Source organism: Empedobacter sp. EJD.6dd (genome assembly GCF_057369435.1).
This window is the reverse complement of sequence record NZ_CM170667.1, coordinates 1,120,885-1,145,240: the sequence shown is the minus strand read 5'-3', so window position 1 is coordinate 1,145,240 and position 24,356 is coordinate 1,120,885. Positions and strand designations below refer to the sequence as shown.

The window sequence follows — 24,356 nt, the reverse complement described above, 5'->3', positions numbered from 1 at the left end:
ATTCTTATAAAATAAAGGAAAGCGAATCATTTGATTCGCTTTTTTGTTATCTTTAAGGAAATTAGATATTAATGAAATATAGTATTTACTTTTTATTTTTAGGATTTAGTTTATTGAGTTGTAAAAGAGAATTGTCGCAAGAAGAACGTGATAAATTGCATCAAGATTCTATTCATCAAGAAGTTTTAGCAATGGGAATGAATGCGGATTCTTCGTTTTCTTATAGAAAGTATAATAAAGCTTTAAATGATTATTATAGAAATGATTCTTTAATACCAGAACCTTCTTTTGATTTTGCAGAAGATCAATTTATATTTTATAATGATACTTTAATCTACTATTATAATTATGAGTTTCCTTATGATGATTTTTGCGGAACTCCCTCTTTTCAAGCTGAAAGGAATAAAGAAATTTATGAGGAATTTAAAGTTAGAAAGAAAGATCTAATTCTAATAAAATCGGATACAATAATTGATTTTATTAAAAGAATAGAACAGAAAACCGAAAAAGATAAAAGAATTCCAAAATCTATTATTATAGGAATAAATAAAGATTCAATTAAAAGTAAAGAGTTTCAAAAATTAAGAAAGTATTTGATAAATACTAAATTACGTTACATTTATCGTCCACTTTCTACACGAGAGCGTTTGGTAGCTGATGCGAAATTCAAAAATACTTCCGAAGATTTTTCTAAAATTAATTGGGATAGTGCTTATCACGCAGATTTTAAGAAATTTTATCCAAAATATTAAAGCGTTAAACCTTCTAAATCATCAACAGTTCCGTTGTAGATATTGACATCTACTTTGTATTTTTCAACACCTTCAATAGTTGCTTTTTCGGTAAATTGCCAGAAATCCCAATGACCTTTCATTTCTTGTACCCAAAAATTGTAATTGGCAATCCAAATAATGTAACCATCAAAATGATCTTGTAAATAATCTTCGAAATATTTGTCCGACGTATAAATAATCGGTTTGATATCGTAATGCTCTTCAATAATTTTGCACCAATTCTTGATTCCTTCCACCAAACGATCCATGGATTGTGTTTTCGGTAAGGTTTCAATATCCAAAACTGGGGGCAAATCACCATTCTCTAGTTTTACTTTATTGATAAAATTTTGAGCTTGTAATGTCGAATTTTCATCAGGTCTGTAAAAATGATAAGCGCCGCGTAAAATATTATTTTCTTTAGAGCCTTTCCAATTCTCTTCAAAAGTTTCATCAATAGATGAGGTTCCCATTGTAGAACGGATAAAAGCAAAATTTATAGGATATAAATGATAAATCGTATGCATTTTTGTCCAATCAATTTTTCCTTGATAATGCGATACATCAACACCAAAAGTTTTGAGATAATATTTATCCATCACCTCAATATTTCGGATATCATATTTGGTTACTTTTTCGTCCGTAATTTTTTCGCCTTTCAATGATTTTTCTACAATAGCAATGTAATAATGAATGCCATGACGGTAACGATAGGTAAAATAAACAACGCAAAAAATTATTAAACTAATAAAATAAGTCGAAAATTTGACTTTTTTTAACGTATTAAAAATAGATTGTTGTGTTTTCTTTTTACGAGGCATTTTAGTAGTTGAAATAGATAAATTCTATGCAATATTACTTCAATTTTCGATGATAAAAAAAGTAAAATCTTCATTATCTTTGTTCGGTATGAAAAAATGGATATTAGCCGCAAGGCTTCGCACCTTACCACTTTCGTTGAGTGGATTATTATTAGCTGGATTTATAGCAAAATCAGAAGGAATCTTTCGAAATGATATATTTTTCTTATCACTTTTAACAACATTAGCTTTCCAAATATTATCAAATTTCGCGAACGATTATGGCGATGCCGTAAAAGGAACCGACGCAAATAGAGTAGGAGAACAGCGCGCAGTTGCTTCTGGATTGATAACACAAAAGCAAATGAAAATTGCAATAGGAATTATGGTTGCGATTTCTTTGGTATGCGTTGCTGCATTGTTGTATGTATCTTTTTATCCTAACGAAATGAAATATATTTATATTTTTCTTGGTTTGGGTGTGGCTTCTATTTTTGCAGCAATGGCTTATACAATGGGAAAAAAACCTTATGGATATATTGGTTTAGGAGACATTTTTGTATTTTTATTTTTTGGAATTTTAGCTGTTGTTGGCGGAGAATTTTTGTATTCTAAAGTTTTTCAATGGGAAATTCTTTTACCAGCTGCATCTATGGGATGTTGGAGCGTCGCTGTACTGAATTTGAATAATATGCGCGATGTTAAAAATGATGTAAAAAACAATAAAATTACAGTAGCCTCAAAACTTGGATTTCAAAAAAGTAAGTATTATCAAATGGCTTTGATGACTGCTCCATTTGTATTGAGTGCACTTTATGTAACAATGATTCCTTCAAAATCAGGAAAATTATCTGGATTAGTATTTTTAATTTTAATCTTTTTTGCAAATGCAATTCGTCGACAAATTTTTGCTGTAAAAGATCCAAAAGATTATGATCCATTCTTGAAACAAGTTGCCATGTTAGCCTTGTTTTTTGCTGTATTATTAGGTTATAGCTTAATCGGATTTGATTTTATAGATACATTAACTCGTTAATCACAAAAAAATATACAATGAAAATTCAATACTTAGGTCATGCTTCTTTGGCAATCGAAGCAAATGGGAAACATATTGTAGTAGATCCTTTTATTACACCAAATGAATTAGCTAAAAACATCGATTTCGAAAATTTAAAAGCTGATTATATTGTTATTACGCATGCACATCAAGATCATGTATATGACGTAGAAGAATTAGCAAAAAGAACGGATGCTCTTATTATTTCGAATGCAGAAATTGCTTCTTATTATTCGGAAAGAGGCTTGAATGCACATGGAATGAATACAGGAGGAAAATTCAATTTTGACTTTGGTTCTATTCAATCTACAATAGCATTTCATTCAAGTTCTTTTGCAGATGGAACGTACGGAGGAGATCCGAATGGTTACATTATCGAAAGCGAAGGAAAACGTATTTACATTGCTGGAGATACTGCATTGACATATGAAATGAAGTTGATTCCAGATACAATAGGACAATTAGATTTAGCAATTTTACCAATCGGTGACAATTATACAATGGGTGCTAAAAGTGCTTCTATAGCGGCAGAATATGTGCAAGCAACTAAGGTTTTGGGTTATCATTTTGATACATTTCCTGCAATTAAAATTGATAAAGCCGAAGCAAAATCAATATTCTTTGCAAGACATATTCAGTTGATTTTATTAGAAATTGGAGAAGATATAAATATTTAAGAACTCCATAATATATTATAAAAGTAAAGCTCATCATTTGATGAGCTTTTTATGTTTTACCTATTTAAGTTATATTACTTAAAATTTATATCATTTTGTTTCAAAATTTCCATAAATTTTTCTTCTTGATTATTCTTTTTCATCTCTTGATAAGCTACCGAAATAACCGTTTCCGCATCAGATCTATAAGGCGAATTATTCTCAATATACTTATTATATGCTTTGCACATGTAATCTAAACCTTTTTCATATTCTTTAAGATCAACGATATACAAATGACCTAAACCATAAAAAGTCTCGGGATTATCAGGATATATTTCAGAAAATTTCTGATAAGCTTCTATAGCCTTCTCAAACTTTTTTTGATGAATGTAAGCTATCGCAATATTTTGCAAAGGCATAGGTCCATAAGGATTTATTTGCAAAGAATTTTGATAAGCTTCTATTGCTTCATCATATCGCTCAAGTCTTCTCAAATTAACGCCAAGATTATCCCATGCATAATAAAATTTAGGATCTTCTTTTACAGCTTTCTCAAACGATTCGGCAGCTAATTTCCAATTATTTGCTTTTACAGCTTTCAAACCTTCACTATAATATTCTAATGCTTTTTTGTTATCGGATGGTATTTCATTCTCCATTCCTATTTCGCTTGACGCAATTATATCTCTAAAATTTTCGCAATTGTCAAACAAATCAGTTTCTATTGCTCTGTAATATTTTAGATATTCTGCGCTTTTTTCGTTTGTATCAATATTTATTTTGATTTCTTTTTTATCTTTCTTTTTTTTATTAGTTGTGTCAATTGGAATAGTACTTAGTTTATCACTCATTTGAAAAACCAATACTTCTTCATCAATACAAGATTTAATTTTATCATAAAGTTCCTTTCTATTATATAATTTAGATTGTTCTATTTTATGAAAACATTCGCAACTGTTTTTGACTGCATTTGCTTTAAACTTATCAAAGTTTGTATTTACTTCCTGAGCACTTATACAGCTACTTGCTATTAAGCTTATCGTTAAAATGTAAAATTTATTCATAATTAGTAGTGTTGTCTTAAATAAATATACAACTTTATTATATCATGAATAAAATATCTCAATGTAAAATTTTATTGATAATAATTAATCCTTTTCATTCAATTATCTTTGCCGCAATTATTCGATAAAATTTATGATTACAGTTAATGATATTGCCGTTCAATTCGGTTCTTCAACGTTGTTTAGTGGAGTTAGTTTTGTAATAAATGAGAACGACAAAATTGCTTTAATGGGTAAAAATGGTGCAGGAAAATCAACTTTATTAAAAATAGTTGCAGGCATCAATAAACCTTCTTTAGGTAATATTTCAGCTCCAAAAGATGCTGTTATCGCTTATTTACCTCAACATTTATTAGTAGAAGATAATTGTACTGTACGTGAAGAAGCATCAAAAGCTTTTGCAGAATATCTTTCGATGAAGCAAGAAATAGACGAAATAAATGAGCAATTAACTGTACGAACTGATTATGAAAGTGATGATTACATGAAGCTAATCGAGCGTGTTTCAGAAGTTAGTGAAAAATTTTATTCGATAGAAGAAGTCAATTACGAAGCTGAAGTTGAGAAAGTTTTGAAAGGAATGGGATTTGCTCAAGAAGATCTTGATCGTTCAACTTCTGAGTTTTCGTGAGGTTGGCGTATGCGAATCGAATTAGCAAAAATTCTTTTACGTAAACCAGATTTAATTTTATTAGATGAGCCAACAAACCACTTGGATATCGAATCTATTCAATGGTTAGAGGATTTCTTGAAAAATCAAGCCAAAGCTGTTATGGTGATTTCGCATGATCGCACGTTTGTTGATAATATTACAAACCGTACAATTGAAGTGACAATGGGACGAATTTATGATTACAAAGCAAAATATTCTGACTATTTAGTGTTGCGTCAAGATCGTAGAATTCATCAGCAAAAAGCTTATGATGAACAACAAAAATTCATTGCTGAAAATAAATTATTTATCGAACGTTTTCGTGGAACTTTCTCTAAAACAGAACAAGTGCAATCGCGCGTTCGTATGTTAGAAAAGTTAGATATTATAGAAGTTGATGAGGTTGATACTTCAGCTTTGAAATTGAAATTCCCTGCAGCAGCACGTTCTGGACAATATCCTGTTGTAGTCGAAAATTTAGATAAATCGTATGGCGATCATATTGTGTTTAAAGATGCAAATATGGTAATTGAACGAGGACAAAAAGTAGCGTTGGTTGGAAAAAATGGAGAAGGAAAATCGACGATGATTAAAGCGATTATGAATGAAATTGATTTCGAAGGAAAATTAGAAATTGGTCATAATGCACAAATCGGATATTTTGCTCAAAATCAAGCTGCTTTGTTAGATGAAGATTTAACCATTTTCGAAACTGTAGACCGAATTGCAGAAGGCGATGTCAGAACACAAATCAAAAGTATTTTGGGAGCATTCATGTTCAAAGGTGATGATATCGACAAGAAAGTAAAAGTGCTTTCTGGAGGAGAAAAAACACGTTTGGCAATGGTGAAATTATTGTTAGAGCCTTATAATGTCTTGATTTTAGATGAGCCGACAAACCATTTGGATATGAAAACAAAAGATATCATCAAAGATGCGTTGAAAGAGTTTGAAGGAACCGTGATTTTAGTTTCCCATGACCGTGATTTCTTAGATGGATTAGCAGAAAAAGTATTCGAATTTGGAAATAAACGCGTCAAAGAACATTTTGAAGATATCAAAGGTTTCTTAGCAACTAAGAAAATGGAAACCTTGAAAGAGATAGAAAAATAAATAAAAAAGCTCAACCTAATGTTGAGCTTTTTTTAATCTTATTTCTTTACAAACTTCGTCAAAATAACAATCAATTGACCATCTACTTTTCCTTCAATTTGATCTGTATTATCATGTACCAAACGGATATTTCTTACAGCAGTTCCTATTTTAGCATTGATAGAAGAACCTTTCACATCCAAATCTTTGATTAAAGTTACAGTATCTCCATTTACCAAAATATTGCCGTTACTATCCTTGTGTAAATCTACATTTCCGTCTCCTTCGTGATCTCCAGAAGCTTTTGCCCATTCCAAATTTTCATCATCCAAATACATCATATCCAACGCATCCGCAGCCCAAGATTCGTTTCTAAAACGATTTAACATTCGCCAAGAAAGTACTTGTACAGCAGGAACTTCACTCCACATAGACGAAAGTAAAAATGATTCCCAAAAAGAAGCATCTAGTTCTTCTTTCTTCTCTATCTGGTTGATACATTTTTGAGTAATGTATACATTTCGATCAGGGTTACTACTTGCATCAGGATTCACTTCGTAAATAGCTAAATTTTCTGTAACTCCTGTCAATTCGCATTGGTTACCACTTCTTTCTTGTAAAAATGTTTCTAATTTCATGTGTTGACTTTAAAACTTTTGCAAAGATAACTTTTATTTAGAATTTAAACTTTTATAGTATTTGAATAAACTTTTATTTAAATTCGTTTAGAATAAAATCAATCTATATGTTAGTAAAGAAAAATTCGGGTGAATTAATTCCATATAATCCAAAAGCCTTAAAACGTTCATTAACAAAATCAGGTGCAAAAAAAGAAGAAGTTGAAGAAGTTTTTGAATTAATTTCAAAAGATCTTTACGATGGAATACCTACAAAAGAATTATATCGTATCGCATTTTCGCATCTCAAAAATTATAGAAGTTCGTATGCAGCACGCTATAGTTTAAAAAGAGCTTTGAGAGATTTAGGTCCAGAAGGTTATTATTTCGAAAAATGGATCGGAAAAGTGCTTCAAGCTGCAGGTTATCAGTCGTTACATTCAGAAATTGTACAAGGAAATGCGGTGACACACGAAATAGATGTTGTTGCTCTTAAAGGTGATCAATTGCTTTTTTGCGAATGTAAATTTAGAAACGACGAAGACGCTAAAATATCTGTTACAACACCCATGTATTTTTTGTCTCGTATGAAAGATGTGCAAGACCATACGTATCATTTTTTTGGAAGAGATCTTAAACCTACAAAAGGTTTCTTGGTAACAAATGCTTATTTAACAACAGATAGCATCGATTTTGCAAATTATTACGGAATTGGATTAATTTCTTGGGATTATCCAGAAACAAATAGTATCAAATTTTTGGTGGATAATGCAGCTTTGTATCCAATTACATGTTTGACAACTTTAACGCCAGATCAAGAAAAAATACTTTTATCAAAAGAATGTATTTTGGTAAAAGATTTACAACAAAATAACAAATTTTTGGATTCGTTAAATTTATCTCAAGAACAACGAAACGAAGTTTTAGAGGAAACAAATGAATTGTTAGAAATAGAAAATTTCACTTGTGTGATTGAATAAAAACCTATTAAAAAAGAAGCTTTATAAAGCTTCTTTTTTAATTATAATTCTTTAAAAATTTCAAAACTATCTTTATGATCACACCAAAATTCGTCCAAATTAATCATTCGATCTTTTAAAAAAGGAATAATCTGCGGCCAATCTGTTTCTCTAAAGATACTAATATTCTCTAAACGTGTTTTTATGGTCGAAATCATTTTTCCATCTTGGTCTACATCTTCTTTTGTCCAAACCCATTTTTCACCAAGGTAACTTTCCAAAACATTTTCATATTCCTCAAACTGCTCATAAATCATCAATTGAACAGAAGGATCTGGATGAGAAATCTCTATCGAAACCTCTGCATACTTGCGTTCTACATCAGTTCTAAAACTAATTCCTTTGATAGTTGTTTTGTAATTTACCCAATTAATAGGTAAACCCTCGGCATTCATTTGCAATTTCATATACGTTCCATACGAAATCCAAAAATCCTTTTTTATGCGATAAGCTTCTTCTTTTGAAAACAAAATGAATAATTTTTTACAAAAATCGGTTTAATATTCTATTCAACAAAATTTCCCGAAAAATAGCTTGGATTGATTCTTGTTCTATTAAATTTGAATAAATATTTTAATAAGTACAGATGAAATTATTTTCTTTTCTAGGTTTAATGGGGATTTTAGCTTTTTCTACAGTAAATGCACAATCGGTAGAAACGGTTAAATATGAAGCTTTGCACGAAAAAATAGCAAATTATAAAGATCAGGTTGTTGTCGTTAATTTTTGGGCAACTTGGTGCGCGCCATGTGTAGAAGAAATTCCTGCTTTTATGGAAATCAATGAAAAATACAAAGACAATCCAAAATTCAAAATGCTATTGGTTTCTTTAGATCGACCAAAAATTATAGACAAAGTGAAAAAATTTATGGTTGATAATAATATTAAAGCTGAAGTTGTTTTGTTAGACGATACCAAACGTATGAATGAATGGATTCCTTCTTTCGATCCGAAATGGGCAGGAAATATTCCAGTCACAATTATTTACAACAAAGGCGAAAAAGTGGTTTTTCACGATCAAGCCATGACAAAATTTGAATTAGAAGATCACATAAATGAATATCTAAATTAAATAATAAAACTCCTAAATCCTTTTAGGAGTTTTTTATTTTTTGTAAGTTTATATCAACATAAAACTACAAAAATGAGTAAAAAACATATCAGAAAAGATGTTATTCAACATCTAATTCAACTAAAACAAGATGAAATAAATGCATTAAAAGAATCAGAACGAATTTATGCTGAAGGAGCGGATCTAGACGAAGAATCAAGTTTAGAATTAGATGATTTTGCACAACAAAGCCAATCGACAGATGCTGCCAGAAATTTACAAATACGCATTAATCAAGCAACAGAAGATTTAGAAAACTTTAAAGCTTTACGTCCTGAATTAGTAGACGAAATTACTGAAGGAAATGTTGTTTTGACAGACAAATTGAATTTTGTAATTGGTTTATCGTTCAAAGATTTCGAATGGGAAAATAAAAAGTTTGTAGGAATTAGCACGCAAGCGCCAATTTTTGATGCTTTAGTTGGAAAACGTGCTGGCGATAAATTAGAATTTAACGGAATTGATTATACGATAGAAGAAATATTATAACATGCCAAAAGTACATACAATAGATCTGAATTTTCAAAACGAACAAGAAGCTATTGCGACTTATTTAATCGAAACAGAACAAGGGCCAATTCTTGTTGATCCGGGACCGTATTCTACTTTCGAGAATCTAAAAGCTGGAATTGAAGCTTTGGGTTGGCGAGTGATTGATATCGAAAATATATTGATAACTCATATTCATTTTGATCACGCTGGTGCAGCATGGAAATTTACAGAACATGGCGCAACTATTTTCTTAAATCCAATTGGATTGCCTCATCTTAAAAATCCAGAAAAACTGTGGGAATCTGCAAAAATGATTTATGGTGATGATATGGATCGCTTGTGGGGAGAAATGAAACCGATTGAAGAAGAATATTTGGTTGGTTTGTCTGATGGTCAAAGTGTAGAATTTGGCGATGCCGTTTTTCAAACAATTTACACTCCAGGGCACGCTATACATCATAATGCTTATGTAATGAATGATGTTATTTTTACAGGTGATGTTGCAGGTGTAAAAATAGAAAACGGACCTGTTTCGCCTCCTTGTCCTCCGCCTGATATTAATATTGAGTTATGGAAAGAATCTATAGCAAAATTGAGAAAAGTGAATGCGAAAGGAATTTATCCTACACATTATGGTTATCACGAAGATGTAGATCATCATTTTAATCAATTAGAAAAAGCTTTAGATGAATGGTCTGCTTATATAAAACCAATGTATGACGATCAACTTTCTACTGATGAGATTGTTCCAGTTTTTGTTGATTTTGTGACAAAATCATATAAAGATCATGGTTTATCAGAAGATCAAATACAAGTGTATGAATATGCTAACCCTTGCTGGATGTCTGTTAATGGACTTTTACGCTATTGGAAATTAAAAGAACAAGGAAGATTATAAAAACAAGAAAGCTGTCAGAACTGACAGCTTTCTTGTTTTATTCTATTTTTAATTCATATTGTTCAACCAAAATATTTCCCGTAGAATTTAAAATTTCTGTACCAAATTCAAACGAAGACAAATAGATGTTTTGTCCAATATAGTTTCGTTTGTTCATTTCATTAATCAATTCTAATACATTTACATTTCCCGAAGTTCGTTTATCTTTTCGTACAAAAGCAATGTAGTCCCAACCTCTATTTAAATCCTTTTTAAAAATATGACCTCTGTAAATATTATATTGACCAAAAGAAGTAAATATATTTCCTACTTTTTTTCCAAACGGCTTGAATTTGTTGTAATCTTCCCAAATCATAACTTCAATTCCTATAGTTTGTAAAGCTACTTTTGGTGAATTATGTAACCAAAAATCAAAAGCTAAATTATATTTTTTATCATTGACTTCTAATTTGGCTTTATACTCAACTTCAAATGTTTTAACTTCATTTATATTTTTAAAATAATTATCAGTTTTGATATCAGTTAAATTCATCCAAGCGCTTACTCCCATCCAAATTTCTGGATAACCTAATACGCCATATGATTTTCCTGGAGTTTGCCATTTCCAACCTGGAATATTATTTTCTAAAAAAATAGATTGCTCATAAGTTCCTTTCTTTACTTTATAAGTTCCCCATTTATTATTATTGATTTCAAAATCTTTCCATTTCAATGTTTCTCCATTTCCAGACTTTTCTTGTCTTTGTTCTTGACCAAAACTTAATGACGAAAAAATAAATATTAAACTAATTAAAAATGATTTTAGCATAATGATGAATTAAAAAAAGGATGCAAAAGCATCCTTGTAAAAATATAAAATAGTTATGATTATAATCGTAATAAATTTTCTTTTGTTTGTTGATAATCAGCTAAAAGTTCATCAAAGACTTGTTGAACAGTCGGAATTGAATCAATAAGTGCAGAAACTTGTCCAATCTCTAATTCACCATTTACCAAATCACCTTCAAACATTCCTTTTTTAGAACGACCTCTACCTAAAAGCTCTTTCAGTTCTTCTGCGGTTGTTCCTTGTTGATATTTTTCTTGGACTTGAGTATAAAACTCGTTTTTAATTAAACGTACAGGAGCCAATTCTTTCAGTGTTAATTGTGTATCACCTTCTTGTGCATTTACAATTACATCTTTGAAAGCCTGATTAGCAGAAGATTCTTGAGTTGCAGCAAAACGAGAACCAATTTGTACACCATCTGCTCCTAAAGCCATTGCAGCTAATATTTGAGCTCCTGTTCCAATTCCTCCAGCTGCAATCAATGGAATTTCTATTTGACGTTTTACATTTGGAATAAGACATAATGTTGTCGTTTCTTCTCTGCCATTATGTCCACCTGCTTCAAAACCTTCTGCCACGACAGCATCTACTCCTGCATCTTGAGATTTTAACGCAAATTTGGCACTACTGACAACATGAGCAACAGTAATTCCTTCTTTTTTTAAAGTTTCTGTCCACGTTTTTGGATTACCTGCAGAAGTAAAAACTACTTTTATACCTTCTTCCACAATTATTCGCATAATTTCTTCAATATTAGGATATAGCATTGGGACATTGACACCAAAAGGCTGATTTGTAGCAGCTTTACACTTTTGGATATGATCACGTAAAACATCAGGATACATACTTCCAGCACCTATTAAACCAAGCCCTCCAGCATTACTAACAGCAGATGCTAATCGCCATCCACTGTTCCAAATCATACCTCCTTGAATAATTGGGTATTTTATTGCAAATAATTTTGTTATATTCGTGTCCATTTTCGTTATATTTAGGCATAAAATTAAATAAATATAGACAACGAAAAAATTTAATTTTTACATAAAGACTGACAGTTTGACTTTGGCAAATTATTTGATTTGCAAAAAATCAAATTTTAGAAAATAAATTAGAGTTTAATTGTCTCTACTAATAATAAAAAATATAAGCTATGTATTGGACTTTAGAATTAGCATCTTATTTGAGTGATGCACCTTGGCCAGCAACAAAAGATGAATTAATCGATTACGCAATTCGTACTGGTGCACCTTTAGAGGTGGTAGAAAACCTACAATCTATTGAAGACGAAGGAGATTCTTACGAAAGCATTGAAGAAATTTGGGCTGATTATCCAACGGACGATGATTTCCTTTGGAACGAGGACGAATATTAAAATAAAAAAGCCCAAATTGGGGCTTTTTTCGATTCTATAATCTATAACTAACATAGTTAACGTATATTTGCATCTTAATTAGTCTCAAATATATTGTGGCTAATTTTGACGAAGAACGCAGAAAAATATGAATATTTTAAACAAAATTTTACAAGGTTTCTTAGGTGATAAGAATGCCAAAGATGTAAAAGAATTACAAAAATATGTTGACCTTGCTAATCAAGCAGGTCAATCTTTTGGTTCATTAACAATTGATGAATTAAGAGAAAAAACAACTGGATTTAAAAATCAGTTAGTAGAAGCTACAAAAGAGCTTAAAGCTCAGATTGATGAACTAAAGAAAAAAGTAGAAGAAACTGAAGACTTTGGCGAAAAAGAAGATTTGTATGCTCAAATTGATAAAATCAACAAGCAAGCTTACGAGATTGAAGAAAAGATTTTATTAGAAATTTTACCTGAAGCTTTCGCTGTTATGCGTGAGACTGGTAAGCGTTTTACAGAAAATGAAACATTAGAAGTAACTGCTTCTGATTTTGATAAAACATTGGTTAATCGTGGTCATGATTTCGTCTCATTAAAAGATGACAATACTGCAGTATGGAGAAATTCATGGGATGCAGCTGGTCGTCAAGTTACTTGGGATATGTCACACTACGATGTTCAGTTTATTGGTGGTTCTGCTTTACACTTAGGGCGTATTGCTGAGATGCAAACGGGTGAGGGTAAAACTTTGGTAGCAACTTTACCAATTTACTTAAATGCTTTGACAGGTCGTGGAGTACACTTAGTAACGGTGAATGATTACTTGGCAAAACGAGATATGGCGTGGATGCGTCCAATTTTCTCTTTCCATGGTTTATCAGTAGATTGTATTGACAATCATCAACCAAACTCTCCGGGACGTCGTGATGCTTATGCATCTGATATTGTTTATGGAACAAATAACGAATTTGGTTTCGATTATTTACGTGACAATATGGCAAATACTCCAGACGCTTTAGTTCAACGTGAATTAAACTTTGCTATTGTCGATGAGGTCGATTCTGTATTAATTGATGATGCTCGTACACCATTGATTATTTCTGGACCTGTTCCTCAAGGAGATCGTCACGAGTTTGATGAATTAAGACCAAAAATAGATCGTTTATATAATATGCAACGTGAGATGTTAGGAAAAACATTAAACGAAGCAAAAACATTATTCAAACAAGGTGATTTAAAAGAAGGTGGTTTCAAATTGTACCAAGTATATCGTGGTTTACCAAAATACAAACCTTTAATTAAATTCTTATCACAAGACGGTATTCGTGCTCAATTACAAAAAACAGAAGCTCATTTCATTCAGGATAATAACCGAGAAATGCCTAAAGTAGACGAGCATTTATATTTTGTAATTGATGAAAAACAAAATCAATCAGATTTAACAGATAAAGGTATCGAGTATTTGTCTAAAGGTATGGAAGATGATCAATTTTTCATTTTACCAGACGTTTCTACAAATATTGGAGCAATTGAAAACTCAGGAAAGGATAAAGAAGAAATTCTTAAAATGAAAGAAGAATTCTTCCGTAACTTCTCTATTAAATCTGAGCGTATTCACACGTTAAGTCAATTGTTAAAAGCTTATACATTATTTGAAAAAGACATCGAATATGTAGTAGTTGAAGGTGAAGTAAAAATCGTTGATGAATCGACAGGTCGTATTATGGATGGTCGTCGTTACTCTGATGGATTACACCAAGCAATTGAAGCGAAAGAAAATGTAAAAATTGAGGCAGCTACACAAACGTTTGCTACAATTACGTTACAAAACTATTTCCGTATGTACAACAAGTTAGGAGGTATGACTGGTACAGCAGAAACAGAAGCGGGTGAGTTCTGGGAAATTTACAAATTAGATGTTGTTTCTATTCCTACAAATCGTCCTATTTTACGTCATGATAAAAATGATATTGTTTTCAAAACAAATCGTGAAAAATATAAAGCGGTAATCGAAGAAATTGTTCGTTTATCTCAAGAGGATCAACGTCCAGTTTTAGTTGGTACAACAAACGTTGAGATTTCTGAGTTATTATCAAAAGCTTTAAAATTACGTGGAATTAACCACAACGTTTTAAATGCAAAATTACACAAAAGCGAAGCTGATATTGTAACAGAAGCTGGTAAACCAGGAGCTGTAACAATTGCAACAAATATGGCTGGTCGTGGTACCGATATTAAGTTAACAAAAGAAGTAAAAGAATCTGGAGGTTTAGCAATTATTGGTACAGAACGTCATGATTCTCGTCGTGTAGACCGTCAGTTACGTGGTCGTGCTGGTCGTCAAGGAGATCCAGGATCATCTCAATTCTTCGTTTCATTAGAAGATTCATTAATGCGATTATTTGGTTCAGAAAGAATTGCAAAATTAATGGACCGTATGGGACACAAAGATGGAGATGTGATTGAGCACTCTATGATTACAAAATCTATCGAACGTGCACAGAAAAAAGTTGAAGAAAACAACTTTGGTATCCGTAAACGTTTATTAGAGTACGATGATGTAATGAACAAACAACGTGAAGTAATTTACAAACGTCGTCACAATGCATTATTCGGAGATCGTTTAGAGGTAGATATCGCAAACATGATTTATGATGTTGCAGCTTCTATTGTAAAATCTAACAAAGATTTCGAAGATTTCCCTCAATACGAATTAGATTTAATTAAATACTTTACAATGGGAACTCCTGTTACTGAAGACGAATTTAGATCTAAATCTGTAAAAGAGTTAACAAACATCACATACGATGCTGCAATCGCAGATTACAAAGCGCGTATGGCGTATGTGGCAGAAACTGCTTTCCCAGTTATTTCGAATGTTTTCGAAAATCAAGGTCATATGTTTTCTCGTATTCAAGTGCCATTTACAGACGGAATCCGTCAAATGACAGTTGTTTGTGATTTGAAAGAAGCATACGAATCTCAAGGTAAAACATTAATCAAAGATTTCGAAAAATCGGTTGTATTAAGTTTAATCGATGATAACTGGAAAGAGCACTTACGTGATGTTGATGATTTACGTAAAACGTCTCAGAATGCAGTTTACGAGCAAAAAGATCCATTGGTTGTTTATAAACAAGAGTCTTTCCATATCTTCCAAAGAATGTTAGACACTGTGAACAAAGAAATTATTTCGTTCTTGTTCAAAGGAGAATTACCAAATGCACAAAAAGAAGAATCTGTAGAAGAGACTGAAACAGTTAATTAATAGATTTTAAAATAAATTTAAAACCCTTTCTGAGATTTTCGGAAAGGGTTTTTTAGTATTTTTACTTTTATAATCAGACCGAATTTCTTTCAGTCAATTATTATTTAAATAAATAAAACAAATGAAATTTGCATACTTACACGGCTACCAAGGTTTTGTAACAGACGAAAAAAGAGAATATTTAGATTCTTTGGGGCAATGTTACGCACCAACAATTGATTACGATAATGCACCAACTTTGATTCAAGATTTGGTAGAACAATTCACAAAAGAACCTATCGAATTTATCGCCGGAACAAGTCTTGGCGGAATGATAAGTTATTATTTAGGATTGATGTTAAATGTTCCTGTTCTGATGTTTAATCCCGCTGTAATTGCCGTAGAACGATTAAAACCATTTCTTCCAGAAGAATTATTGAATGGAATTCCAATTCAACGAAATCTAATTTTTACAGGTTTAAAAGATGATGTCATCGAACCAAAATTTCAAATAGAATTTGTCGAAAATCTACAAAAACAAAACGGAAATGTCGAACAGATTTTTGACGAAGAAATGACACATTTAATCACATTAAAAGAATTTAAAAAAGCTTTTGAGGCATTTTTAGAATCGAAGAAATAATTCATGACAATATTTCCTTTACTATTTCAACTTTTTATAATCATTGTTTTAGGATTATCTTTTTTAACTGGAATAATGATGATAATTGTTGGGTTTTGGAAAAATCCAATGAATAAAAAGCAATTATTAAAAGGATTTTCTTTATTTATTTTTCCATTGTTGATTTTTATTTATTTTTCCATTAAACCTTCTTTGCTTTACGAAGTTACAGACGGAAATATTGTAGGTACTTACAAAGTTTCTAAATCTTCTACAATTAATTCGAGTGATTTAGAAAAGATAAGATTAACGATTGATTCTAAAGGAAATTTCTATTTGAATGATAGAATTCCAAAAGTTAATATTTGTCATAAAGGAAAATTCGAGTTTTCTCCCGAAATCGAAGATGAAAACGCACTATCTTTTTATTGCGGAAATAGAATTAGTGTACAAGGAATAAAACGAAATTTTACTAATTTCGAAATTGAATTTATGATTGGTGATCCTGATAGTAATGAAACGATCTATTTTGAAAAAATAAATTAGAAAAGCCACTCTTGGAGTGGCTTTTCTAATTTATATTAATATTTATCTTACAATCCCAACATTTTTGGACCTTGTTCGAAAACAACATCAACTGGAATGTTTTTCGTTTTCAAAACATCTAAATCTTTTTGTAAATCAGAATGAATTGTTCCTTTATCAGCATATAATTTTTTGACACCATTGTAGTCACCATTTCCTTGTAAAGTCAAAATTAATTCTGATAAGCCATTCATCGCTTGTTCCATTTTTGCAACATTTACTTTGTAACGACCATTTGCTGTTTTCTCAAAAGCTCCATTTTCTGCAAAATAATTAAACGCAATCATATTCGCTTGTCCATGCGCAGAGCTCGCTCCAAAACGAACAGAACGTAAAATTCCTGCCAAAAAAGTCACAAAATAATCTTCTTGAGTTCCTGTTAATTCTCTTTTCTTTAAAAGTTGATTGACCATATATAAACCAAGAATATCTGCTTTACCTTCCTCTAGTGCAGAATTGGCTTCTTTTAACGCATCGCGAACAGTTCCTTTTCCATTTACTGTATTTTTAATTCCCAAACCATGAGCCACTTCGTGAAACATGACATTAGAGAAAAACGCATCAAATTTTATATTTTTTTGTTGACTTTCGTCGATTAAAGCAGTTGATATTGGGACTAAAATTTTATCGAACTTTGCTTTCATTGCATTTTTCAGTTGTAAACGACGTGTTCCTTTTTCTAACTGAACACGTTCATCATTAGGCAAATTAATCGCAATTGTTTTTCCTGCAGAATTACAATCTCCTGCATAATATACTACATCATAGGCATTAAGATCAGAATCGGTTCCTGGAACTTCTTTCTTATAATTTGCAGAAACTGGCAAATTCTTTTGCAATTCGGGTAAATATTGAACAAATTTTGCCAATTTCTTCGACCATTCGATATCCTTAACCAAAATATAAGCTGAATAAGATGTTTTATATCCAAACAATTGATCTTCGTAGTTCTCTATCGGACCAACTACCATATCAATGTTCGCATTTTTCATATCCATCCAAGCCAAATCACTTGCATAAAAATCATCAGATATCAAAGCAGCAGCACGTAATTTTAAATACTTTTTAAGACCTGCATCTTCAGCTAAATCTGATGCTTGATTTAAATATTCTGCCGCTTTAGTTAATTGATTTTTAAAATTCTCATGATATGGAATCGAATATAAATTTCCCTCACGGTTACGACGAATAATCGTGTAAGGAGATTTACCATCTTTTAAATTTGCAATGTTAAATTCTTCTTTCATCATATCCGTTGGATAAAAAGTTGCACCAGCTGGTTTAACTCCAACACCTTTTATAAAAGGAGTTTCATTATTCAATCTATCCCAAGGACCATAATTTATTTTTGCGTACTCTTTCGCTACTCCTTTCGTTTCATCCATCAAATCTATTTTAGCGCCATAAGCTTGTTGCCAAAATAAATCGTCCATAATATCTGCTGTTTTAAACATTAAACGTAAAATCTCTTTTTCGTTCTTTGATAAATGTGAAATATCTGTTGTTAATGGAAAACTTGCATAAGTTTGATAAGGATATTCTTTTGTCATTTCTTGTGAAGTTTGAGATAATTCTTTTGTAGATTTTTGAGTTGAACATGAACTTAAAACTCCTGCAAAGACTATTAATCCCAAGTATAGTGATGATTTTTTCATTTTGATTGTTTTGGTAAAATTAAGGATAAAAGAGATTGATTGTTATTTTACAACAAGATTAGAATGTTTTTTATTAAATCAATTTTCAACAAGATTTTGATCAGGTAAATTTTTAGAATTCTTTTTCTATTTTTGTTTTCTAATCTAAATGAGGTATGAAAAATTTTTATGGAATTATATTATTGTTGATTGTTTTAATAAGTTGTAGTAAAAAAACAGAGCAACCTTGTGACGATTCGTTTATTAAAGGAAACAATTATATCTTAAATTCTGACTTTGAAAATGCAAAAAAAGAGTTTGAAAAGTCTATAAAAATTGATCCAAATAATGCAAATGCTTTTTATGGAATTGCTTATGTATATTCAATTGAGGGGAATTCAGATGAGTCGATTAATTATTATACTAAAAGTATTAATCTTGATCGAGATTTTGCTTTAGCTTATGCAAATAGAGCTGGAGAATATTTTAAAATAGGGAAATTAGATAATTCAATAAATGATTTAGAAAAAGTAATAGAATTAAAACCAAATTTCACTCCAATTTATTTTATGTTGGCAAATATTTATGCTCAAAAAGGTGAAAATGAAAAAGCAATTTCTAATTTTGATATGTTTATTAATTTTGAAAAAAGAAATGCTATTGCATATTTTAATAAATCTATTGCATTAGGAAATTTAGGTCGTTACGATGAGGCTATTCAAAATATAAATTTATCATTAAAAATTAATGATAAAAATGCTATAGCATATTTTCATAAAGGTAATTATGAAGCTAAATTGAATAAATTAAAAGAATCTTGTGAAAGTTATAAAAAAGCTGAAGTTTATGGTTTACAGATTTCAGATGACTTAATAGGACATTGTAAATAAAAAAATCCTCAACAAATGTTGAGGATTTTGAATTTATTTTTTCTTGAAATTTAGATTTGATATTATAATTGCAAAGATAATAACAGCAATTCCTGCCCATTGTATAGCTAAAACTTGTTCTTTTAAAACAATGAATGCCATTGTTACAGAAACGGGTAATTCTAATGAAGAAACGATACTTCCTAAGCCTAAACCTGTGTTTGGAAAACCTTTGTTCAATAAGATAGGAGGTAAGACAGTTCCAAATAAAGAAAGAAATAATCCCCATGTATAGAAAATATCTAAGTTAAGCGGATGAATTCCAGTTGTATCATCTGAGAAATTTCTGTATAAACTCATTAATCCTTCTGAATAATATGGTCCTAATTGACTGAAAAATACAAATAAGGCAACAATTATTCCTCCTCCATAAAGCATCCATAAACTCTTTTTATAAGGCGGTAAATAATTTGCCATACTATTTGATGTAAACATGGTTGTCGTAAACGAACAAGCAGCTAAAAATCCCCAAAACAAACCTTTTGGATTTAATTCAACTTCTTGGTTAATTAAATTTGTAGCCATTACAGTTCCAATCAATACCAATATCATTGCGATTAATTTTTTTGCAGAAGGAAATTTTTTACTCAATACACTTTCTACTAAAATACTCAACCAAACAGTTTGCATCAAAAGTACAATTGCAATTGATACATTGATATATTGTACAGCCAAATAATAAAATAAACTTGTAAAGCCTAAAGATGTTCCGGCTAACATTAGTTGTTTTTTATCTTTAAGTTTTATTGCTGGAATATTTTTGTCTTTTTTAGACATGATTAAATTAATAATCAATAATGTAATAATTCCTAAAACAAATTGAGAAGCAGTAACTTCTGCTGTCGTGTAACCCTGATCATAAGCTACTTTTACAAAAGTTGCAAGCATACCGTAAAAGCTTGCGCCCATTGCGACGAACAAAACACCCTTCAATAAATTTTTATTTTCCATAATTTTTTTTCACAAAAAAGGCTTGATTTTTTTATCAATCAAGCCGTGCAAGTTACTATATTTTTTATGAACTAAAAAAGTCCATTTATTTCTCCTTCTATCTTGTTGAAGATGAAACCTAAATCTTCTTTATTTTCAACAAAATCTAAATTATCAACGTCAATAACTAAGACTTTTCCTTCTTTATAATTCGAAATCCATTTGTCGTATTTTTCATTTAAACGGCTCAAATAATCAATACTGATCGAGTTTTCATAATCACGACCACGTTTCTGAATTTGAGAAACCAAAGTAGGGATAGACGCTTTTAGATAAATCAATAAATCTGGCGCTTCAACAAAACTTGTCATTAAGTTAAAAACACGCAAATAGTTGTTGTAGTCTCGTGTAGATAAAAGTCCCATATCATTTAAGTTGCTCGCAAAAATATGCGCATCTTCATAAATTGTACGATCTTGGATAATATCTTTACCACTTTCTCTAATTTCCTTTACTTGATTAAAACGGCTTCCTAAGAAGTAAATCTGCAAATTGAAAGCCCATTTTTCCATATCATTGTAAAAATCATCCAAATAAGGATTCATTTCTACATCTTCAAATTGAGCTGTCCAGTTGTATTGTTTTGCTAAAAGATTTGTTAGAGTAGTTTTTCCTGCTCCAATATTTCCTGCGATCGCGATATGCATTTTCAATTATTTTAACGTTTGCAAATATACTAAAGCTTAATTTTCAAAACAAAATCTAAGCGAGGAACTCATAGAAAAATCTTTTTTTAGAAAAAAATTATTCCGATTGATTTATGTGTTTTTATTCAATTTGAAATTAAACAAAAGTAATTACTCTTCTTTACTATTTTTATTAAATTATTGTAAATGAATAATTTTTATTTTAGAATATCGTAAATTTTTAAATTAAAACCATCAAAAGTGTAAAAGTTAGTTTCATTAAGAGCGATACTTTTAATATTTTGAAGCGTTATAAAATTCGTCCAACTTTTATCTGTCATGTTTTTTGATATTAGTTTATTGTCTTTAATATAAAAAATAGCATCTTTATAAAAATAATAAGGCGAATTTGCTGTGTCTAATTCAAAATTTGATTTAAAATTTCCATAATCATCGTAGATATAAATTGTTTTTTGACCTTTGAGATAAATCAAATTTTTGTAGACATGAATCTTTTCGATGGATTGATCATTGTTTTTAAAATAAATCTGTTTCGAATTTAGAATTGGTTTTTGCAATTGATAATTAAAATAGATCATTTTATTTCCGATTATATCATAAAACCAACAAAACTGATTGTCGACTACCTTTAGCGCAGTTGGTATAAAATCAGTCGATTTTAATTGAACAATGTCTTGAATAGGATTGAGATCTTCGTCTAAAATTGTTAATTGATTAAAATTGGAATAGATGTAAGTTCTCAAAGGATTTCCAGTATCAACTGAAGTAATTACATTTTTGAGATCAATAATTTTACTTTTTCTAGATTGAAATCTTTTTTCAATTTTTGTATCTGAAATCAAGTAAATAGAATTGTTCAGATCAGTATCAATAGTTTTGATTGTTTTATTTTCAATTAAAATTGAATCTTTCAACACAAATTTTTGTGCAAAAACATTGCAAAATACAGATAAAAAGATGATTGAAAAAATAGATTTCATTTAGTTGAAAATTACTTCGTAACCAAATCTACAAATTGAGAGTAGGATTACCAAAATAAATATGTAACGAATAAATTTATTTCCTTTGTTAATTGCTAATTTTGCGCCAATAAAACCACCTAATGCATTGCAAGCAGCCATAGGTAATGCTATTTTCCAGATAATTTGTCCTTTGATCAAGAACAAACAAATTGAACCAAAATTAGTAGCTAAATTAATTAGTTTTGCATTTGTATTGGCTTTTAGAAAATCCATTCCAAGTAATGTAACAAATCCTAAAATAAAAAAAGTTCCTGTTGCAGGTCCAATAAAGCCGTCATAAAAACCAACAGCAATACTAACAATACAACCATTGATAATGGCAATATGGTAAGGGATTTTTCGTTCAGTTGCTTGTCCAAAATCTTTTTTGAAAATTGTATAAATTGCTAATACAATTAAAATAATCAACAAAACAGGTTTCATGAAATCATTATTGATGACTGTTAATAATTGCGAACCTAAAAATGCTGAAATAAATGCACATATAGCCATAATGGCAAATAATTTCCAATCTATTTTTACCTTTTTTAAGTATTGAGTTGTAGCAATCGCAGTTCCACTAAATGCAGGGATTTTTAATGTTCCGATAACTGTAGAAATGGGTAAATTAGGTAAAAAAGCTAGTGATAATGGTGTTTGTATTAAACCTCCTCCGCCAACAATGGAGTCAATAAAACCTGCAAAAAATGCAGCTGTACATAAATAGATTAGAATATCGATTTCCAAAACTGAAAAATTTTGGCAAATGTAGAAATAGAAAAGGACAAAACCTTGGTTTTGCCCTTTCTAAGTTGTTATATTTTGTAAATTATTTTACAATGAATTTTACTGTTCCAAAAGAACCGTCTGCATAAGCTACACGAGCGTAATATACACCTGATTTTAAAGCTGAGATATTTACATTTTTAGAATTAACTTCTGTTAATCTTCTTCCTGTTAAATCTCCAACTAAAACACTTTTAATTTCTTTATTAGAAACAACATTTAAAGTGCCTGCATTAACAACAGCTTTTAACTCAACTTTTGAAGCAGATTGTTCCGTAGTTCCCAAAGTACAACCAGGAATATCGTTTAATTTTAAAATACCTCCTGTTCCAGAAGTATTTGTTGTATAATGACCTACCCAAACAGAATTACAGTCGTGAGCACCGATGAATAGTCTTTGTAATCCATCATCAATTTTTTTCCATGTTTTTCCGTTATCATTTGTATAAGCTGAACCTACTCCAGCACCAGAATCAGGGTCAAATCCAGTTGATACAAAAATTCCGTTTGAACCAGGTACGTAAGATATATCTCCGTCAAAATATTCATTAGAGCTTAATATATCCCAATTAGCTCCACCATCTTCTGTAACCCATAAAGCAGAAGTATTGTCTACCAATAAACCATATTTAGAAGATGAAAAAGACATATTAGCACTAGAGATTTCTCCAGCAAAATCGTCTACTGGTGAAAAATATGAATCCCATGTAGCTCCTCTGTCTTTAGTATGCAAAATACGACCTGTATTTGACGTTAACCATAAATCCTCTCCTAAGAAAACTCTTCCAGCAACATAACCATATTCTTCACCACTCAAAGGTGAAGGGGCTGTAGCTAGTGTACTCCATGTATTTCCACCATCTGTTGTTTTATACATTTCGTATTTTCCATTAACGGGATCACCGATAACAAGTCCATTATTTGCATCAAAAAAATGTATAATGTTTCCAAAAGAACTAGTACCAAACACTCCTGTTATTTTAGCCCAAGATGTTCCACCATTAGTAGTTTTCCATAATCCGTTAGCTGCACCTGAACCAGAAGCAGGAGCGGTAACAATAAAAGCTGTCGTCCCATCAATAGCTCCGACGTCTGAAATTAAGGCGTTTGATGGTAAGTTAGAAACTAAATTTGCTTTCCAATTTGTTCCACCATTTGTAGTAACACCTACATACTTAGGATATGTCTGGCTCCCCGAACCATCAAAATATGTAATCCAAGCTGTATTTTGATCTACAATTGAATATTCTCTTGCTCCAAATGATTGTTTTGGAATTCCACTATTTTGTGTTGTATAACTTTGACCAAATGTAATAGCCATTGTTGCTATCGATAAAAGAGATAGTAATTTTTTTCTCATAATATGTGTTAATTAATAATTAGTGTTATGCTAAATTATGAAAAAAAAATTAAATAGTAACCACGATGAGACTCGAACTCATATTGTCAGAACCGGAATCTGATATTTTATCCATTAAATTACGCAGCCAAAATGTAA

General features: G+C 30.7%; 24 protein-coding genes, 1 tRNA gene and 1 pseudogene. 13 read left to right on the top strand and 13 right to left on the bottom strand.

Annotated features, from left to right (window positions below; genetic code table 11):
* The first annotated feature begins 71 nt into the window (after nucleotides 1-71).
* Nucleotides 72-752 carry a hypothetical protein gene (locus AC2I98_RS05315; protein WP_486413587.1) on the top strand — a complete coding sequence of 227 codons (681 nt, stop codon included), beginning with the start codon at nucleotides 72-74 and terminating at the stop codon, nucleotides 750-752.
* On the opposite strand, the gene AC2I98_RS05310 is transcribed toward AC2I98_RS05315, so the two are convergent.
* Nucleotides 749-1,594, bottom strand: coding sequence for a glycoside hydrolase family 25 protein (locus AC2I98_RS05310; protein WP_486413586.1), 846 nt, complete (start codon nucleotides 1,592-1,594; stop codon nucleotides 749-751). The genes AC2I98_RS05315 and AC2I98_RS05310 overlap by 4 nt on opposite strands.
* A 49-nt stretch (nucleotides 1,595-1,643) precedes the next feature.
* On the opposite strand from AC2I98_RS05310, the gene menA reads away from it, so the two are divergent.
* Both menA and AC2I98_RS05300 read left to right on the top strand, forming a co-directional pair.
* On the top strand, nucleotides 1,644-2,609 hold the full coding sequence (menA, locus tag AC2I98_RS05305) for a 1,4-dihydroxy-2-naphthoate octaprenyltransferase (protein WP_486413585.1): 966 nt from the start codon (nucleotides 1,644-1,646) through the stop codon (nucleotides 2,607-2,609).
* 17 nt (nucleotides 2,610-2,626) lie between these two features.
* Nucleotides 2,627-3,307 (top strand): metal-dependent hydrolase, encoded by a 681-nt coding sequence (locus AC2I98_RS05300; RefSeq protein WP_486413584.1) that lies wholly within the window; start codon nucleotides 2,627-2,629, stop codon nucleotides 3,305-3,307.
* Between the two features lie 74 nt (nucleotides 3,308-3,381).
* Here AC2I98_RS05300 and AC2I98_RS05295 read toward each other — a convergent pair whose 3' ends face one another.
* Nucleotides 3,382-4,353, bottom strand: coding sequence for a tetratricopeptide repeat protein (locus tag AC2I98_RS05295; RefSeq protein WP_486413583.1), 972 nt, complete (start codon nucleotides 4,351-4,353; stop codon nucleotides 3,382-3,384).
* A gap of 133 nt (nucleotides 4,354-4,486) precedes the next feature.
* Between AC2I98_RS05295 and AC2I98_RS05290 the strand changes: the two are divergent.
* Nucleotides 4,487-6,118, top strand: a pseudogene (locus AC2I98_RS05290) (ABC-F family ATP-binding cassette domain-containing protein).
* Between the two features lie 38 nt (nucleotides 6,119-6,156).
* Here AC2I98_RS05290 and AC2I98_RS05285 read toward each other — a convergent pair.
* Entirely contained in the window at nucleotides 6,157-6,735 is a 579-nt protein-coding gene (locus AC2I98_RS05285; RefSeq protein ID WP_486413582.1) for a PhnA domain-containing protein, read from the bottom strand.
* Between the two features lie 107 nt (nucleotides 6,736-6,842).
* Here AC2I98_RS05285 and AC2I98_RS05280 point away from each other — a divergent pair, with 107 nt between their 5' ends.
* Nucleotides 6,843-7,694 carry an ATP cone domain-containing protein gene (locus AC2I98_RS05280; protein ID WP_486413581.1) on the top strand — a complete coding sequence of 284 codons (852 nt, stop codon included), beginning with the start codon at nucleotides 6,843-6,845 and terminating at the stop codon, nucleotides 7,692-7,694.
* 41 nt (nucleotides 7,695-7,735) lie between these two features.
* On the opposite strand, the gene AC2I98_RS05275 is transcribed toward AC2I98_RS05280, so the two are convergent.
* Nucleotides 7,736-8,203: a DUF4268 domain-containing protein gene (locus tag AC2I98_RS05275; RefSeq protein WP_486413580.1), complete on the bottom strand. Its 468-nt coding sequence runs from the start codon at nucleotides 8,201-8,203 to the stop codon at nucleotides 7,736-7,738.
* Nucleotides 8,204-8,319: 116 nt separating this feature from the next.
* Here AC2I98_RS05275 and AC2I98_RS05270 point away from each other — a divergent pair, with 116 nt between their 5' ends.
* The 3 genes from AC2I98_RS05270 to AC2I98_RS05260 all read left to right on the top strand — a co-directional run bounded on the left by AC2I98_RS05270 (nucleotide 8,320) and on the right by AC2I98_RS05260 (nucleotide 10,234).
* Nucleotides 8,320-8,805 (top strand): TlpA family protein disulfide reductase, encoded by a 486-nt coding sequence (locus AC2I98_RS05270; protein WP_486413579.1) that lies wholly within the window; start codon nucleotides 8,320-8,322, stop codon nucleotides 8,803-8,805.
* A 72-nt stretch (nucleotides 8,806-8,877) separates the two neighbouring features.
* A complete protein-coding gene (locus tag AC2I98_RS05265; RefSeq protein ID WP_486413578.1) occupies nucleotides 8,878-9,333 on the top strand; it encodes a hypothetical protein in 456 nt (151 codons plus the stop codon).
* Between the two features lies 1 nt (nucleotide 9,334).
* Nucleotides 9,335-10,234 (top strand): MBL fold metallo-hydrolase, encoded by a 900-nt coding sequence (locus AC2I98_RS05260; RefSeq protein ID WP_486413577.1) that lies wholly within the window; start codon nucleotides 9,335-9,337, stop codon nucleotides 10,232-10,234.
* A 37-nt stretch (nucleotides 10,235-10,271) separates the two neighbouring features.
* Here AC2I98_RS05260 and AC2I98_RS05255 read toward each other — a convergent pair whose 3' ends face one another.
* Both AC2I98_RS05255 and AC2I98_RS05250 read right to left on the bottom strand, forming a co-directional pair.
* On the bottom strand, nucleotides 10,272-11,042 hold the full coding sequence (locus tag AC2I98_RS05255) for a GH12 family glycosyl hydrolase domain-containing protein (RefSeq protein ID WP_486413576.1): 771 nt from the start codon (nucleotides 11,040-11,042) through the stop codon (nucleotides 10,272-10,274).
* Nucleotides 11,043-11,101: 59 nt separating this feature from the next.
* The gene (locus AC2I98_RS05250; RefSeq protein ID WP_486413575.1) at nucleotides 11,102-12,043 is read right to left on the bottom strand and encodes an NAD(P)H-dependent flavin oxidoreductase; all 942 of its coding nucleotides are present in this window, start codon (nucleotides 12,041-12,043) and stop codon (nucleotides 11,102-11,104) included.
* Nucleotides 12,044-12,213: 170 nt separating this feature from the next.
* Between AC2I98_RS05250 and AC2I98_RS05245 the strand changes: the two genes are divergently transcribed.
* The 4 genes from AC2I98_RS05245 to AC2I98_RS05230 all read left to right on the top strand — a co-directional run bounded on the left by AC2I98_RS05245 (nucleotide 12,214) and on the right by AC2I98_RS05230 (nucleotide 16,832).
* The gene (locus tag AC2I98_RS05245) at nucleotides 12,214-12,435 is read left to right on the top strand and encodes a DUF2795 domain-containing protein (protein WP_019976296.1); all 222 of its coding nucleotides are present in this window, start codon (nucleotides 12,214-12,216) and stop codon (nucleotides 12,433-12,435) included.
* 127 nt (nucleotides 12,436-12,562) lie between these two features.
* Nucleotides 12,563-15,685: a preprotein translocase subunit SecA gene (gene secA, locus AC2I98_RS05240; RefSeq protein ID WP_486413574.1), complete on the top strand. Its 3,123-nt coding sequence runs from the start codon at nucleotides 12,563-12,565 to the stop codon at nucleotides 15,683-15,685.
* A 121-nt stretch (nucleotides 15,686-15,806) separates the two neighbouring features.
* Complete coding sequence (locus tag AC2I98_RS05235) at nucleotides 15,807-16,307, top strand: YqiA/YcfP family alpha/beta fold hydrolase (protein WP_486413573.1); 501 nt, start codon at nucleotides 15,807-15,809, stop codon at nucleotides 16,305-16,307.
* Nucleotides 16,308-16,310: 3 nt separating this feature from the next.
* The gene (locus AC2I98_RS05230) at nucleotides 16,311-16,832 is read left to right on the top strand and encodes a hypothetical protein (RefSeq protein WP_486413572.1); all 522 of its coding nucleotides are present in this window, start codon (nucleotides 16,311-16,313) and stop codon (nucleotides 16,830-16,832) included.
* Between the two features lie 47 nt (nucleotides 16,833-16,879).
* Here the strand turns inward: AC2I98_RS05230 and AC2I98_RS05225 are convergent, their stop codons facing one another.
* The gene (locus AC2I98_RS05225; RefSeq protein WP_486413571.1) at nucleotides 16,880-18,526 is read right to left on the bottom strand and encodes a dipeptidyl-peptidase 3 family protein; all 1,647 of its coding nucleotides are present in this window, start codon (nucleotides 18,524-18,526) and stop codon (nucleotides 16,880-16,882) included.
* Nucleotides 18,527-18,681: 155 nt separating this feature from the next.
* On the opposite strand from AC2I98_RS05225, the gene AC2I98_RS05220 reads away from it, so the two are divergent.
* Nucleotides 18,682-19,395: a tetratricopeptide repeat protein gene (locus tag AC2I98_RS05220; RefSeq protein ID WP_486413570.1), complete on the top strand. Its 714-nt coding sequence runs from the start codon at nucleotides 18,682-18,684 to the stop codon at nucleotides 19,393-19,395.
* Nucleotides 19,396-19,428: 33 nt separating this feature from the next.
* Here AC2I98_RS05220 and AC2I98_RS05215 read toward each other — a convergent pair whose 3' ends face one another.
* The 6 genes from AC2I98_RS05215 to AC2I98_RS05190 all read right to left on the bottom strand — a co-directional run bounded on the left by AC2I98_RS05215 (nucleotide 19,429) and on the right by AC2I98_RS05190 (nucleotide 24,347).
* A complete protein-coding gene (locus AC2I98_RS05215) occupies nucleotides 19,429-20,385 on the bottom strand; it encodes a DMT family transporter (protein WP_486413569.1) in 957 nt (318 codons plus the stop codon).
* Between the two features lie 71 nt (nucleotides 20,386-20,456).
* The gene (locus tag AC2I98_RS05210) at nucleotides 20,457-21,071 is read right to left on the bottom strand and encodes a deoxynucleoside kinase (RefSeq protein ID WP_486413568.1); all 615 of its coding nucleotides are present in this window, start codon (nucleotides 21,069-21,071) and stop codon (nucleotides 20,457-20,459) included.
* 197 nt (nucleotides 21,072-21,268) lie between these two features.
* Nucleotides 21,269-22,051: a hypothetical protein gene (locus tag AC2I98_RS05205; RefSeq protein WP_486413567.1), complete on the bottom strand. Its 783-nt coding sequence runs from the start codon at nucleotides 22,049-22,051 to the stop codon at nucleotides 21,269-21,271.
* Nucleotides 22,052-22,819, bottom strand: a complete 768-nt coding sequence (locus tag AC2I98_RS05200; protein ID WP_486413566.1) for a sulfite exporter TauE/SafE family protein — start codon at nucleotides 22,817-22,819, stop codon at nucleotides 22,052-22,054.
* Nucleotides 22,820-22,901: 82 nt separating this feature from the next.
* Complete coding sequence (locus AC2I98_RS05195) at nucleotides 22,902-24,218, bottom strand: T9SS type A sorting domain-containing protein (RefSeq protein WP_486413565.1); 1,317 nt, start codon at nucleotides 24,216-24,218, stop codon at nucleotides 22,902-22,904.
* A 57-nt stretch (nucleotides 24,219-24,275) separates the two neighbouring features.
* Nucleotides 24,276-24,347: transfer RNA gene (locus AC2I98_RS05190), tRNA-Arg, on the bottom strand.
* Nucleotides 24,348-24,356 lie beyond the last annotated feature (9 nt).